The organism is Pseudomonas sp. rhizo66 (assembly GCF_031931925.1).
In the GTDB taxonomy this organism is placed as follows: domain Bacteria; phylum Pseudomonadota; class Gammaproteobacteria; order Pseudomonadales; family Pseudomonadaceae; genus Aquipseudomonas.
Window position 1 is genome coordinate 54,391 of record NZ_JAUJWZ010000016.1, and the last position, 15,874, is coordinate 70,264.

Genomic DNA, 15,874 nt, shown 5'->3' on the forward strand with positions numbered 1-15,874 from the left:
CGGCGCCCGAAGGCGAGGTGGAAAACGCGCTGGCGCAGATCTGGGCCGAGGTGCTGCAGGTCGAGCGGGTCGGGCGTCAGGATCACTTTTTCGAACTCGGCGGCCATTCGCTGCTGGCGATGCGCATGGTTTCGCAAGTGCGGCAACGGCTCGGCGTCGAACTGGCACTGACTGAACTGTTCGCCAACGCCGAACTGGCGGCGGTCGCGGCGGTACTGAGTGCGGCCGGGCGCTGCACGCAACCGGAGATTGTGCCGGTGCCGCGTGACGGCGCCTTGCCGCTGTCGTTCGCCCAGCAACGCCTGTGGTTTCTGGCGCAAATGGAAGGCGCCAACACCGCGTACAACATTCCCGTGGCCCTGCGTTTGCGTGGCCGCCTCGACGACGCTGCGCTTCAGCGTGCACTGGCGCGGATCGTTGCCCGTCATGAAACCCTGCGCAGCCGTTTCGCCCAGTTCAATGATCAGGCACAGGTGCTGATTGCCCCGGTCGACAGCGGCCTGTTGCTGCGCGTCGAAGACCTGCGCCAACATCCGCAACCCGAGCAAGCCTTGCAGGCGCTGATTCAGGGCGAAGCGTCCGGGCCGTTCGATTTGCAGGATGACGCGCTGATTCGCGGACGCCTGGTGCGGCTGGCCGACGATCATCATGTGCTGTTGTTGACCCTGCACCACATCATCTCCGATGGCTGGTCGATGGGCGTGCTGACCCGTGAACTGATGGCGTTGTATCAGGCGTTCAGCCATGGCCAGCCGGATCCACTGCCGCCGCTGACCCTGCAATACAGCGATTACGCGGTGTGGCAGCGGCGCTGGCTCAGTGGCGAGGTGTTGCAGCGCCAGAGCGAATACTGGCAGCAGACGCTGGCGGGCGCTCCGGCGCTGTTGACGCTGCCGACTGACCGTGTGCGCCCGGCACAGCAGGATTACGCCGGCAGCACCGTCGAGGTGGTGCTCGACGAACGCCTGAGCGCCGGGCTCAAGGCCTTGGCCCAGCGTCACGGCGTGACCATGTACATGCTTATGCTCGGTGCCTGGGCGAGCCTGTTGAGTCGTTTGTCCGGGCAAGCCGAAGTGGTCATCGGTTCGCCGGTGGCCAATCGCACGCGGGCCGAGATCGAAGGCCTGATCGGCATGTTCGTCAATACTCTGGCCCTGCGTATCGATACTTCGGGCGCGTTGAGCAGCGAAGCGCTGCTGGCGCAGGTCAAAGCGCGAACACTGCAAGCCCAGGCGCATCAGGATCTGCCGTTCGAACAGGTGGTGGAAATCACCCGGCCTGCGCGAAGCATGGCGCACAGCCCGTTGTTCCAGGCCATGTTCAGTTGGGACAGCGGCCATGGTGCCAACCTGAGTCTGGGCGAGCTGACGCTGCAAAGCGTTGCCGAACCCAGCCACTTTGCCAAATTCGACCTGTCACTGACGCTGGCAGAGGCGCCGGACGGGATTCGCGGTGTGTTGGAGTACGCCGTTGCCTTGTTCGATGAGTCGACCATTCAACGTTACGTCGGCTACTTCCGGCGCCTGTTGCAGGCGATGGTCAGCAATGATCAAGCGGTGTTGGAGCAGGTGACGTTGTTGGCCGACGACGAGCGTCAGCACCTGCTGGTTGATCTGAACGCCACCGCTGTCACCCACGATCTTGAGCAGACCGTTCATGGCCGCTTCGAGACGCAGGTGTTGCGCACGCCAGACGCGGATGCCGTGGTGGCCGGTGAGTTGCGTTTGAGTTACGCCGAGTTGAACCGTCGCGCCAACCAGCTCGCCCATCACCTGCGCCAGTGCGGTGTGGACAGTGATGCGCGGGTGGCGATCTGCGTCGAGCGCGGGCCGCAATTGCTGGTCGGTCTGCTGGCGATTCTCAAGGCCGGCGGCGCATACGTGCCGCTCGATCCGGGTTATCCCGCCGAACGTCTGGCCTACATGCTTGAGGACAGCGCACCCGTGACGGTGCTGGTGCATGCGCCGACGCGTGCGCTGATCGGCGAGTGGGCCGGCGTGCGGGTCGATTTCGACGAGTGCAACTGGCAAGACCTTGCGCAGAGCAATCCGCAGGTGCCAGGCCTGAGCGCGGCAAATCTGGCCTATGTGATTTACACCTCCGGCTCCACCGGCAAGCCGAAAGGCGTGATGGTCGAGCACCGCAACCTGGGCAATCTGCTGCACTGGAGCGCCAGCCTATGCCCACTTTCAACCGGCGCCGCGCTGCTGCAGAAAACCCCGTTCAGTTTCGACGCCTCGGTGTGGGAGCTGTTCTGGCCGTTGAGCTGCGGCATGCGTCTGGTTCTCGCAGGCCCGGACGACCACCGCGATCCGGCCGCGCTGGTGCAGCTCATTCGTGAGCAACAGGTCAATGTCATCCAGTTCGTACCGGCGCTGTTGCAACAATTTCTTGAAGTGGAAGATGTGGGCGAGTGCAGCAGCCTGACCGATGTGTTCTGTGGCGGCGGTGAGCTGACGGCTGCGTTGGTGCGCAGCCTCCGCGAGCGTCTGCCGCAGGTGCGCCTGCACAACGTTTATGGTCCGACCGAAGCCACCGTCGACAGCACCGTGTGGACGCTGGAACCTCATTCGCCGGTACCGCAAGGCGCGCCACCGATTGGCAAACCGCTGTGCAATACCCGCGTGTATATCCTTGACGCTCACCAGCAACCGACGCCGCTGGGTGTGGTCGGCGAGATGTATCTGGGTGGCGTGCAAGTGACGCGGGGTTATCTGAATCGGCCTGAGCTGACGGCCGAACGCTTCCTCGACGATCCGTTCAGTGATCAGCCTGGCGCGCGTATGTACCGCACCGGCGACGTCGCACGCTATCTCGCCGATGGCAACATCGAGTACCTGGGGCGCAACGACGATCAGGTCAAAATCCGTGGTTTGCGCATCGAACTGGGCGAGATTCAGGCGCATCTGGCGCAGGTCGACGGCGTGCGCGAAGCGACCGTGCTGGCCCGTGAGGACGTGCCGGGCGATCAGCGGCTGGTGGCGTATTACAGCGGCGAGCTACTGGAAACAGATCAGCTACGCAGTCAATTACTCACACATCTGCCGGATTACATGGTGCCTGCCGTGTTTGTGCATGTGCAGGCCTTGCCGCTGAGTCCCAACGGTAAACTGGATCGCCAGGCCTTGCCGGCTCCCGACCAGTCGGCGCTACTGACCCGCGAGTACGAAGCCCCGATCGGTGAAGTCGAAACCGTCATAGCCGGTCTCTGGGCCGAGCTGCTGAAGGTCGAGCGAGTAGGGCGCTTTGATCATTTCTTCGAACTGGGCGGCCACTCGTTGATGGCGGTCAATCTGGTGGCGCGCATGCGTCGGGCCGGTCTGTCGGCGGATATTCGTGTGCTCTTTGGCCAGCCGACATTGGCCGCGCTCGCTGCGGCAGTGGGCGGCGAACCCGATGCGGCGGTGCCGGCGAATCTTGTTCCGGCGGACTGCACGCGCATCACGCCTGATTTGTTGCCACTGGTGGCGCTGGACCAAACGACGATTGACCGCATCGTCGCGAGTGTCCCCGGCGGTGCGCGCAACGTGCAGGACATCTACCCGCTGGCGCCGTTGCAGACCGGCATCCTGTTCCATCACCTGTCGGCCGCGCAGGGCGATCCGTATGTGCTGCAGGCGCAGTTTGCCTTTGCTGACGAACAGCGTTTGCAGGTATTCACCGATGCACTGCAACGGGTGATCGAACGCCATGACATTCTGCGCACTTCGCTGTTCTGGGAGGGGCTGGAAGAGCCGGTGCAAGTGGTCTGGCGTGAGGCTTCGCTGAGCTGCGAGGCATTGCAGCTGGACGGCGAAGCGGGTGATGCGCTGAGCCAGTTGCGGCGCCGCTTCACCATCGATAACTACCGCATGCCCGTCACCGAGGCGCCGCTGATGCGCGTGGTGTACAGCCGCGATGAGCCCCATCAACGCATCGTGGCGTTGCTGCTGTTCCATCACCTGGTGATGGATCACGTGGCGCTGGAGGTGTTGCAGCACGAGATGCAGGCGTTTCTGCTCGGCAACGCCGGACAACTGAGCGAGCCTGTGCCGTACCGCAATTACGTGGCGCACACCCGTTGCGGCCTGACCGAGCACGAGCACGCCAGTTTCTTCGGCGAGATGCTCGGCGCTGTTGATGAGCCGACCTTGCCCTACGGGCACAATCTGGCCAGCGACGGCCCCGCACAAGAGGCGCAACTGGACTTGGAAAGCGCGCTGAGCCACAGCGTACGTCAGCAGGCCCGGCGTTTGGGTGTCAGCGCTGCCAGCCTGATGCACCTCGCCTGGGCACAGGTGTTGGGGCAATTGTCCGGGCGCGAAACCGTGGTGTTCGGCACGGTTTTACTGGGCAGATTGCAGGGCGGTGAAGGGTCGGAGCGCGCGCTCGGTGTGTTCATCAACACCTTGCCGCTGTGCATTGAACTCAGTGCACACAGCGTCAAAGGGGCGGCGCTGGCTACCCATGAACGCCTGAGTCAGTTGCTGGCCCATGAACATGCGCAACTGGCGCAGGTGCAACAGTGCAGCGCCATGCCCTCGGGTACGCCGCTGTTCAGCACGCTGCTCAACTATCGTCACAGCGCTCCGGTCGGGCCGATATCCGCCGAGGTACAAGCGGCGTGGCAGGGCATGCAATTGCTCGATGCCGAGGAACACACCAACTATCGCCTGACCCTCAGCGTTGATGATCTCGGTGAAGACTTCCACCTCAAGGTATTGGCCGGGGCTGGCATGGATGCGCAACGCATTTGCGGGTACATGCAGGGGGCGTTGAGTACTTTGCTGGATGCGCTGGAGCACAAGCCGCACGCGGGGTTTGACCGGTTGTCGATCCTGCCGGCGGCAGAACGTCAGCAGTTGCTGGTGGATTTCAATGCGACCGAGGCCGTTTTCCCGCGTGGGCTGACGATTGCCCAGCGCTTCGAGTCGCAGGTTGCCGAGCGTCCGCAGGCTATTGCAGCGGTGTTTGCCGGCCAGCCACTGACTTACTTGCAGCTCAATCGACAGGCCAATGCCCTGGCTCATCACTTGATCGCCATGGGGGTGAAAGCCGACGACCGTGTGGCCATCGTCGCCCGCCGGGGGCTGGATACATTGGTCGGGCTGGTCGCCATCCTCAAGGCAGGCGCTGGTTATGTGCCGATCGATCCGGCGCATCCCGCCGAGCGGATCCGTTATTTGCTCAGCGACAGCGCACCGGTCGCGGTGCTCACGCAAAGCGATCTGCACCAGAGACTGCCGCTGTTGAGCGTGCCAGTGATCGATGTCGACCTGTGTGCATGGCCGGCGCAGGCGCAGCACAACCCTGCGGTGCCGGGCCTGACCGCTGCGCATCTGGCGTACGTGATCTACACCTCCGGTTCGACCGGCCTGCCCAAAGGGGTCATGGTCGAGCATCAGACGCTGTCGAACCTGGTCGACTGGCACTGTGAGGCATTCAACCTGCGCGCCGGCAGCCACACCTCAAGCCTTGCCGGGTTTGGCTTCGATGCGATGGCGTGGGAAGTCTGGCCGGCCCTGTGTGTGGGCGCGACCGTGTTTCTGGCACCCACTCACGACGGCGCGGAAGACGTCGATGCCTTGCTCGACTGGTGGCGCGCGCAACCTCTGGATGTGAGCTTTTTGCCGACGCCGGTCGCTGAGTACGCATTCAGTCAAAACCTTGATCATCCGACCTTGCACACCCTGCTGATCGGTGGCGATCGCTTGCGTCAGTTCAGCCGCGACCAGCGCTTCGCGGTGATCAACAACTACGGCCCGACCGAGGCCACTGTGGTCGCCACGTCGGGCCGCATTGAAGTCGGTGAGGCGTTGCACATCGGCAAACCGGTGGCGAACGCGGCGGTTTACCTGCTCGATGAGCAGCAACGGCCGGTGCCGATGGGCGTCATGGGTGAGTTGTACGTGGGCGGGGCCGGTGTGGCCCGGGGTTATCTGAACCGCGCCGACCTGACCGCCGAGCGCTTCCTGCACGACCCGTTCAGCCGCACGCCGAATGCGCGTATGTACCGCACCGGTGACCTTGCCCGCTGGCGCGACGACGGCTCGCTTGAGTATCTGGGGCGTAACGACGACCAGGTAAAAATTCGCGGCATGCGCATTGAACTCGGTGAAATCGAAACCCGCCTCAATCAGCTTCCCGGTGTCAACGAAGCGTTGCTGCTGGCCCGCGAGGACCAACCCGGCCAGCCGCGGCTGGTGGCCTATTTCACCGAACAGGCGGGGGCTGAGCCGCTGGCGCTGGGCGAGTTGCGCGCACAGCTGCTGACGCAGTTGCCGGACTACATGGTGCCGGCCGCGTTTGTCCGGCTTGAGGCTTTGCCGCTGACTGCCAATGGCAAGGTTGACCGCAAGGCGTTGCCGAAACCTGATCTGGCCGCGCTGCCGACCCGCGAATATGCGGTGCCCCAAGGCGAGCTGGAAATCGCCCTGGCGCAGATCTGGGCCGAGGTGCTGCAAGTCGAGCAGGTCGGCCGTCGCGATCACTTCTTCGAACTCGGCGGCCATTCGCTGTTGGCGATGCGCATGGTCTCGCTGATCCGTCAGCGCCTCGGCGTCGAACTGGCGTTGAGTGATCTGTTTGCCGATGCGCAACTGAGCGCAGTCGCTGAAGTATTGAATCGTGCCGGGCGCAGCGCGTTACCGGAGATCGTGCCGGCACCGCGTGATCAGGCGCTGCCGATGTCTTTCGCCCAGCAACGTCTGTGGTTCCTCGCGCAAATGGCGGGTGGCAACTCGGCGTACAACATTCCTCTCGGCCTGCGCCTGCGCGGCCACCTCGACGTCGATGCCCTGCAATCGGCGCTGGCGCGGATCGTCGCCCGCCACGAAACCCTGCGCAGCCGTTTCATCCGCCTCGACGACAGCGCACAGGTGTCGATTGCCCCGGTCGATAACGGTTGGCTGCTGCGCGTAGAAGATCTGCGCCAACAGCCGCAGGCCGAGCACACCTTGCAAATATTAATGGCGCAGGAAGCCTCGACAGCGTTTGATCTGCAGAATGATTCGCTGATTCGTGGACGGTTGGTGCGCTTGGCCGACGATCATCATGTGTTGCTGTTGACCGTGCATCACATTGTCGCTGACGGCTGGTCGATGGGCGTGCTGACGGCTGAATTGATGGCGTTGTATCAAGCGTTCAGCCAGGGACAGCCTGACCCGTTGCCAGTCCTGACGTTGCAATACGGCGACTATGCCGTGTGGCAACGGCGTTGGCTCAGCGGAGAGGTGCTGCAGCGGCAAAGCGAGTACTGGCAGCAAACCCTCGAAGGTGCGCCGGCCTTGTTGACGCTGCCCACCGATCGCCCGCGACCGGCACAACAGGATTACACCGGTGGCAACGTCGAAGTGCTGCTGGACCAGCGTTTGAGTGCGGCGCTCAAGGCCTTGAGCCAACGTCACGGCGTGACCCTGTTCATGACCCTGATGAGCGCCTGGGCGTTGCTGATGAGTCGACTGTCCGGGCAAACCGATGTGGTGATCGGCGCGCCGGTGGCCAACCGCAGCCGCGCTGAAGTCGAAGGCTTGATTGGCATGTTCGTCAATACGCTCGCCGTGCGCATCGACACCTCGGGCGCGCCGAGCGTCGGAGCGCTGCTGGCGCGGGTCAAGGCGCGGACACTCGAGGCGCAGGCGCACCAGGACCTGCCGTTCGAGCAGGTGGTGGAAATCACCCGGCCGGTGCGCAGTCTGGCTCATAGCCCACTGTTCCAGACCACGCTGAGCTGGGACGGCAGCGTCGGCCCGCAACTGGCGCTGGGCGAGCTGACACTGGAGGGCGTCGCCGTGCCGGGCGAGGTCGCCAAGTTTGACCTGACGCTGACACTGGGCGAGGTCAACGGAGTGATTCGCGGCTCGCTGAACTACGCCACGGCGCTGTTCGATGCGCTGACGATCGAGCGCTATATCGGCTACTTCGAGCGTCTGCTCGAAGCGATGATCAGCGGTGAGCAAACGGTACTGGAGCAGGTGCCGCTGCTGGCGACGGACGAGCTTCAGCACTTGCTGCACGACTTCAACGCCACTGCGCGTGACTACCCGCAAACGCTGACCGTGCACGGCATTTTCCAACAGCAGGCTGCGGCGCATCCCAAAGCTGTGGCAGCGGTGCATGGCGCACATTCACTGAGCTACTTTGAGCTGAACGCCCAAGCCAACCGCCTGGCCCATCACCTGATCGCTCACGGCGTGCAGCCGGGTGACCACGTGGCGATCCTGCTGCCACGTTCGCTGGAGTTGCTGGTGGCGCAACTGGCTGTTGCCAAATGCGCGGCGGCCTATGTGCCGCTGGACATCAATGCACCTGGCGAGCGCCAGGCGTTCATGGTCGAGGATTGCCGAGCGGTGGCGCTGCTGACCCTCAGCAGCGAAGTCATCGACTACGTCGCACCGCGCATCGATCTGGACACGCTGACCCTCAACGGCCAGCCGACGCATAACCCGAACCTTGTGCAGTCTTCCGAGGCGCTGGCGTACATCATGTACACCTCCGGCTCTACCGGCACGCCGAAAGGAGTGATGGTGCCGCACCGCGGCATCGGCCGCTTGGTGCTCAACAACGGTTACGCCGATTTCAATGCACAGGATCGTGTGGTCTTCGCTTCGAACCCGGCGTTCGATGCGAGCACCATGGACATCTGGGGGCCGCTGCTCAATGGCGGTCGTGTGGTGATCATCGACCATCAAACCTTGCTCGATCCGAATGCCTTCGGCCGTGAACTGAACACCAGTGGCGCGACGATCCTGTTCGTCACCACCGCGCTGTTCAATCAATACGTGCAACTGATTCCGCAGGCGCTCAAAGGTTTGCGCATCCTCCTGTGCGGCGGTGAACGTGGTGATCCAGCGGCGTTCCGTCGCCTGTTGGCCGAGGCCCCGGCATTGCGCATCGTGCACTGCTACGGTCCGACCGAAACCACCACCTACGCCACAACCTTTGAAGTGCGCGAAGTGGCGGAAAACGCCGAGAGCGTGCCGATTGGCGGGCCGATCGCTAACACGCAGGTTTACGTGCTCGACGCGTATCAGCAACCGGTGCCGATGGGCGTCACCGGCGAGGTGTACATCGGCGGGCAGGGCGTGGCGCTGGGTTATCTGAACCGGCCAGATCTGACTGCCGAGAAATTCCTCTGCGATCCGTTCAGCGAGATGCCGGGCGCGTTGCTTTATCGCACCGGTGACCTCGCGCGCTGGCTGGCGTCGGGACAACTCGATTGCATCGGTCGCAACGACGATCAGGTGAAGATTCGTGGTTTCCGCATCGAGCTGGGGGAAATCGAAAATCGTCTGCTGAATTGCCCGGGGATCAGGGAAGCTGTGGTGCTGGCGCGTCGCGACGCTCAGGACGCTACGCGTCTGGTGGCTTATTACACGGCGCACGATGGCGTCTTGGACAGCGCTGAACTGCACGCTCAGTTGCACGCACGACTGCCGGAATACATGGTGCCCTCTGCGTGGGTGCAACTCGATGTATTACCACTGAACAACAACGGCAAGGTCGACCGCAAGGCGCTGCCGGCACCGACACCGGAGGCACTGCTCAGTCGGGTCTACGAGGCGCCGGCCAATTCACTGGAAATCAGCCTCGCACAGGTCTGGGCCGAGGTGTTGCAGGTCGAACAGGTCGGCCGCCACGACAATTTCTTCGAACTCGGCGGCCATTCATTGCTGGCCATGCGCATGCTGTCCCAGGTGCGAGAGCAATTGGGCGTGGAGCTGGCGCTGGCCGATCTGTTTGCCAACCCGGAACTGGCGGCGGTCGCCGAGGTGTTAAGTCAGGCCGAACGCAGCAGCTTGCCGGCGATTCTGCCGGCGCCGCGCGATCAGGCGCTGCCGTTGTCGTTCGCCCAGCAGCGCTTGTGGTTCCTGGCGCAGATGGACGGCGGCAATACTGCCTACAACATTCCTTTGGGCCTGCACCTGCGGGGTCGACTTGACGCCGTGGCCCTGCAACGGGCATTGGCGCGGATCGTCGAGCGGCACGAAACCCTGCGCAGCCGTTTCGCGCAATTGAACGATCAAGCGCAGGTGCTGATTGCCCCTGTCGACAGTGGCCTGCCGCTGATTGCGGAAGACTGGCGGCAACAGCCGCAGACCGATGAGACCTTGCGCGCGCTGATCGAAACTGAAGCGCGCGGACCGTTCAATCTGCAGGACGGTCCGTTGATTCGCGGACGACTGGTGCAACTGGCCGATGAGCACCATGTGCTGTTGCTGACGATGCACCACATCATCTCCGACGGCTGGTCGATGGGCGTGCTGACCCGCGAACTGATGGCGCTGTATCAGGCGTTCAGCCGTGGCGAGGACGATCCGCTGCCGCCGCTGGCCTTGCAATACACCGACTACGCGGTATGGCAACGGCGCTGGCTGAGCGGCGAGGTGTTGCAGCGCCAGAGTGATTACTGGCAGCAGACGCTGGCGGGCGCGCCGGCCTTGTTGAGTCTGCCGACCGACCGTCCGCGTCCGGCGCAACAGGATCACCACGGCGGCAGTGTCGAGATCGTGCTGGACGAGCAGACCAGCGCCGGTCTCAAGACGCTGTGTCAGCGTCACGCCGTGACGCCGTACATGGTGATCATGAGCGCCTGGGCGATGTTGCTGACTCGCCTGTCCGGACAGTCCGATGTGATCATCGGCTCGCCAGTGGCCAACCGTACCCGCGCGGAGATCGAAGGGCTGATCGGCATGTTCGTCAACACCCTGGCGCTGCGCATCGATACCTCGGGCGATCTGACGGGGGCAGCGTTGTTGGCGCGGGTCAAAGCGCAGACGCTGGCCGCGCAGGCGCATCAGGATCTGCCGTTTGAACACGTGGTGGAAATCACCCGGCCGCTGCGCAGCCTTTCCCACACACCGTTGTTCCAGACCCTGGTGAGTTGGGACAGCAGCGTGGCGCCGGCCCTGGCACTGGACGGTCTCACGCTGGAAGGCGTGGCCGGGGAAAATCATTTTGTGAAGTTCGACCTGTCGCTGAGTCTGGGCGAAAGCGAGCACGGGGTTCGCGGCTCGCTGCGCTACGCCACTGCGCTGTTCGACGAATCAACCGTGCGGCGTTTTGTCGGTTACTTGCAGCGCTTGCTGGTGGCGCTGGTCATTGATGATCAAGCGGTGTTGGCGCAGGTCAATCTGCTGGCGGCGGATGAGCAGCAGCGTGTGCTTGACGATTTCAACGCGACGGCGCTTGATTGCCCGGTCGAGCAACCGATCCAGAGCCTGTTCGAAGCGCAGGTGCAGCGTCAGCCGGACGCCATCGCCGTGCAGTCGGGCGAACACAGCCTGACCTATCGTGAACTGAATGCCCGTGCCAACCGCCTCGCGCATCACCTGCGCGAGCAGGGCGTGGGGCCGGATGCGCGGGTGGCGCTGTGCGTTGAGCGTGGATTCGATCTGGTGGTGGGGCTGCTCGGCATTCTCAAGGCCGGTGGTGCATACGTGCCGCTGGATCCGGCTTATCCGGTGGAGCGCCTGGACTTTATGCTCAGGGATTGCGCGCCGGTGGCGGTGCTGGTTCAGACGGCCACCCGATCGCTGTTTGCCGAGGCTGGGGCGGTGCTGATCGACTTTGACCAATGCACCTGGCACGACCAGTCAGAAAACGATCCGCAGGTGTCTGGCCTGAGTCCTTCGAATCTGGCGTACATGATCTACACCTCGGGCTCGACCGGTACACCGAAGGGCGTAATGCTCGAACACCGTGGCCTGTGCAATCTGGTGCATTGGGGTTCGCAGATTTGCCCGCCGACCCGGGACGGCGCGTTATTGCAAAAAGCACCGTTCAGTTTCGATGGTTCGGTGTGGGAATTCTTCTGGCCGCTGACCGCCGGTGTGCGTCTGGTGCTGGCACGGCCCGGCGGTCACCGTGAACCGGCGTATCTGGCGCAGGTGATTCGTCAGCAAAGGGTTACGGTGGTCAAGTTTGTGCCGGCGCTGTTGCAGCAGTTTGTTGAACTGCAGGAGGTCAGTGAATGCACCAGCCTCACCGATATTTTCTGTGGTGGCGGCGAACTCACGGCGGCACTGGCCCGCGAAGTGCGCCAGCACCTGCCGTGGGTGCGCCTGCATAACGTGTATGGTCCGACCGAAGCCACGGTCGACAGCACGGCGTGGACACTGGAACCGCACATGCCGGTGCCAACGTCGGAATTGCCGATCGGCAAAGCGATCTGCAATACGCGCCTGTATGTGCTCGATGCGCACGACCAAGCGGTGCCGCTGGGCGTCATTGGCCAGTTGCACATCGGCGGCATCGGCGTGGCGCGCGGTTATATGGGGCTGCCACAGATGCAGGCCGAGCGCTTTATCGACAGTCCGTTTGTTGCCGGTGATCGCTTGTACCGTACCGGCGATCTGGTGCGGTACCGCGCTGACGGCAACCTCGAATTCCTCGGGCGCAACGACTTCCAGGTCAAGCTGCACGGCTTGCGCCTGGAACTCGGTGAAATTGAAGCACGGTTGATCCAGCACCCGCAGGTGCGCGAGGTGGTGGTGCTGATGCGCGACGAGCGTCTGGTCGCGTATTTCACTTTGCGCGAGGGCAGCGCTGCACCGGCTATCGACACGCTGCGCGCGTTCATCCTCGAACAATTGCCCGAGTACATGGTGCCGGGTGCGTTTGTTGCGCTCGACGTTTTGCCGCTGAGTCCCAACGGCAAGATCGACCGTCAGGCGCTGCCGGCACCGGGCATCGATGCGGTGCTCAGCCGACACTACGAAGCGCCGCAAGGCGAGGTCGAAACCGTGTTGGCGCGGGTCTGGGCTGAAGTGCTGAATGTCGAGCAGGTCGGACGCCACGACAACTTCTTCGAATTGGGCGGGCATTCGCTGTTGGCAATTCGTCTGGTCAACCTGCTGCAACGTGCGGGGCAGCCAGTGACGCTGGCCGAGCTGTTCCAGCGGCCGAGTGTCGAGTCGCTGGCGGCGCTGCTCAGTCAGCGCAGCGCAGTGCCCGAACAGCCGGAAGGACTGGTCGTGGTGCGACCGGGCGAGGGTGGCGATGCGCTGTTCCTGATCCATGAGTTCAGCGGCCGGGATGTGTATTTTCCGGCATTGGCGATGCACATCGGCGGTCAGTTTCCGATTTACGGTTTGCCCGGTGTGCCGTTGGGACAACCGCAACTGCGCACCCTTGAATGCATGGCCACGCGGATGGTCGGGATTATCCGCGCGGTACAACCGCATGGCCCGTATCGTCTGGCCGGGTGGTCGTTTGGCGGCTTGCTGGCGTATGAAATCGCTCAGCAGTTGCTCGGCCTCGATGAGGCGGTGGCGTTTGTCGGCCTGCTCGATACCTACGCGCCGCATCCGGCCAGTCAGGATAAAACCCGCTGGAGCGGCGAGCATCGCGACAAGCGTCAGTTGCTTGAGCACTGCCGCGCGCGTTCGCAGCTGCGTGGTGCAGAAGGGCAGGCAGCATTGGCTGACGTCGCCAGGCTGGAGGCTGAAGTCGAACTCATCGGGTTCGATGAACTGTTCCAGCGCTGCTGCGAACGGCAATTGCCCGACCCGGAGCTGGCCGCGCTGACAGCGGCGCAGGCCTGGAGCTACTTCGACCGTGAGGCCGCTCATGGCCTGGCGCTGGCGCATTACCGGGTCAGCCCGGCCAGTCAGCCGGTGCACTTGTTCCGCGCTCAGGCACTGATGCCGGGGCAGGCGCAGCCGAGTCCGACCCGAGGTTGGGAAAACACGATCAGTACCGGTTTGCTGCGCTGCATCGATGTCCCGGGGGATCACCGCAGCATGATGAAAGCCCCGGATATTCAGGCGCTCGGTCAGGCCTTGAGTCAGGCCATGGCCGCTGCGCAGGCTCCGGAGCCAGAGGCCTATCAACCGCTGTTGACCATTCAGAGCGGGCACGCCGGGCATGCGCCGATCTTCTGCGTGCCGGGGGCGGGCGACAGTGTCACCGGGTTCATTCACCTGACCGAAGCCTTGGGCCCGGAGTGGCCGATCATCGGCCTGCAACCGCGCGGGCTGGACGGCAGCAGTGTGCCGCACAGTCAGGTCGAGGCCGCTGCCGCGTTCTATCTGCAGGCGATCGCGCAGGTCTACCCGCATGGTCCGGTGCATTTGATCGGCCACTCTTTCGGGGGATGGGTCGCGCATGCCATGGCCGCGCAATTGCAGGCGGCCGGGCGTGAGGTGGCGTCGTTGACCCTGATCGACAGCGAGTCTCCCGGTGGCAACGGCACGGCGGGCAAGCCTTACACGACGACTGCCGCGCTGGAACGCTTGATCGAGACGCTGCAACTGTCCAGCGGCAAGTCGTTGGGCATCGATCCACTGGCGTTCGCCGAGGCTGACGACATCACGCAAATGCGCCTGTTGCACGAGGGCATGGTGCGCGCCGGTGTGTTGTCGGCGCGTTCGTCAGCGCAGGCGCTGCATGGTCCGGTGCGCACCTTCGCCACAGCCTTGCGCACGGTCTATCAACCGCAACTGGCCTACAGCGGGCCGGTGCGGCTGGCGCTGGTCGATGACCCGACGCTGGATGCGTGGGGCAATCAGCGCGAGCAAGCGGCGATGGTTGAGGGTTGGCAGCGCCAGGTGACGGATCTGGCGGTGTGGTACGGGCCGGGCAACCACTTCACGATTCTCAAGGCGCCCAACGTCTTCAGTCTCGCGGCGTGGTGGCATGACGGCCTGAAAGTTCCGGCCGGCCAAGTGGTTTCCTGATTGTTGTTTATCTACCAGAACCCGGCCGCTGGCCGGGCTCACCCCTGAACGGACTTGTGGTTATTTATGGAAAAGTCGAAGTTGCGCAAAGTCGGTATGGGTTTGGCGTTAGTGGCAGTGGCGGGATTGGCGTTCTACACGGTGCAGGCACCGGCCGAGGCGCCGCAATACCTGACCGCGCCGGTGGAACGCAGTGACATTGAAAACGCGGTGCTCGCCACCGGGTTGCTCGAAGGCGTCAAGCAAGTGGACGTCGGTGCGCAAGTGTCGGGGCAATTGAAGTCGCTCAAGGTCAAGGTCGGCGACAAAGTCAAAAAGGGCCAATGGCTGGCGGAAATCGATCCGCTGGTGTTGCAGAACACCCTGCGTCAGGCCCAGGTCGACGAGGAAAACCTGCAAGCGCAAAAACGCGCCACCCAGGCCCAGCTCAGGCAGACCAAAGCAATTTACGAGCGCTACAAGAACTTGCAGGACGACGCGTCGATCTCGCGGCAGGATTTCGAAACCGCTGAGTCGAACTATCAGGTGCAGCAGGCCAATCTGATGTCGCTGGATGCGCAGATCAAAAGCGCGCACATCCAGATCGACACGGCCAAGGTCAATCTGGCGTACACGCGCATCGTCGCGCCGATCGATGGTGATGTGGTCGGCGTGGTGACCCAGGAAGGGCAAACGGTGATCGCCAGCCAACTGGCGCCGGTCCTGCTGAAACTGGCGGATCTGGACACCATGACGGTCAAGGCACAGGTGTCCGAAGCCGACGTGATTCACATTGCGCCGGGGCAAGAGGTGTATTTCACCATTCTCGGCGAGGACAAACGCTACTACGCGAAACTGCGCGGCACCGACCCGGCGCCACAGAACTTTCTTGAAACACCGCCCGCCGGCACGCCGAAGCAAAGCAGCGCGGTGTTCTACAACGCGTTGTTCGAGGTGCCCAATCCTGACCATCGTTTGCGCATTTCCATGACCGCGCAGGTACGCATTATCCTCGACACCGCCAAGTCGGTGCTGACCGTGCCGGTGGCGGCGCTCGGCCCGCGCAATGCCGATGGCAGTTTTCCGGTACGCGTACTCGACGCCAAGGGCCACGCGCAGTCGCGCAACGTGCAGACCGGGATCAACAACAACGTCAAAGTGCAGATCAACGCCGGTCTGGCAGAAGGCGACCGCGTGGTGATCGGTGATCCGGTGAACAATGTGGCGGGGGCCTGAGC

2 protein-coding genes (1 of these 2 cut by a window edge) are annotated in these 15,874 nt (G+C 63.4%); both read left to right on the plus strand.

Annotated elements, in window-relative coordinates; genetic code table 11:
- Positions 1-14,657, plus strand: partial view of a non-ribosomal peptide synthase/polyketide synthase gene (locus tag QZR14_RS19125; protein WP_311997413.1) — the 3' portion only. The gene continues 3,187 nt to the left of window position 1, outside the view; only the last 14,657 of its 17,844 coding nucleotides appear in the window; its start codon lies beyond the left edge, outside the window; it ends in the stop codon at positions 14,655-14,657.
- A gap of 66 nt (positions 14,658-14,723) precedes the next feature.
- Positions 14,724-15,872 (plus strand): macrolide transporter subunit MacA, encoded by a 1,149-nt coding sequence (gene macA, locus QZR14_RS19130; protein ID WP_311997414.1) that lies wholly within the window; start codon positions 14,724-14,726, stop codon positions 15,870-15,872.
- Positions 15,873-15,874: the final 2 nt, after the last annotated feature.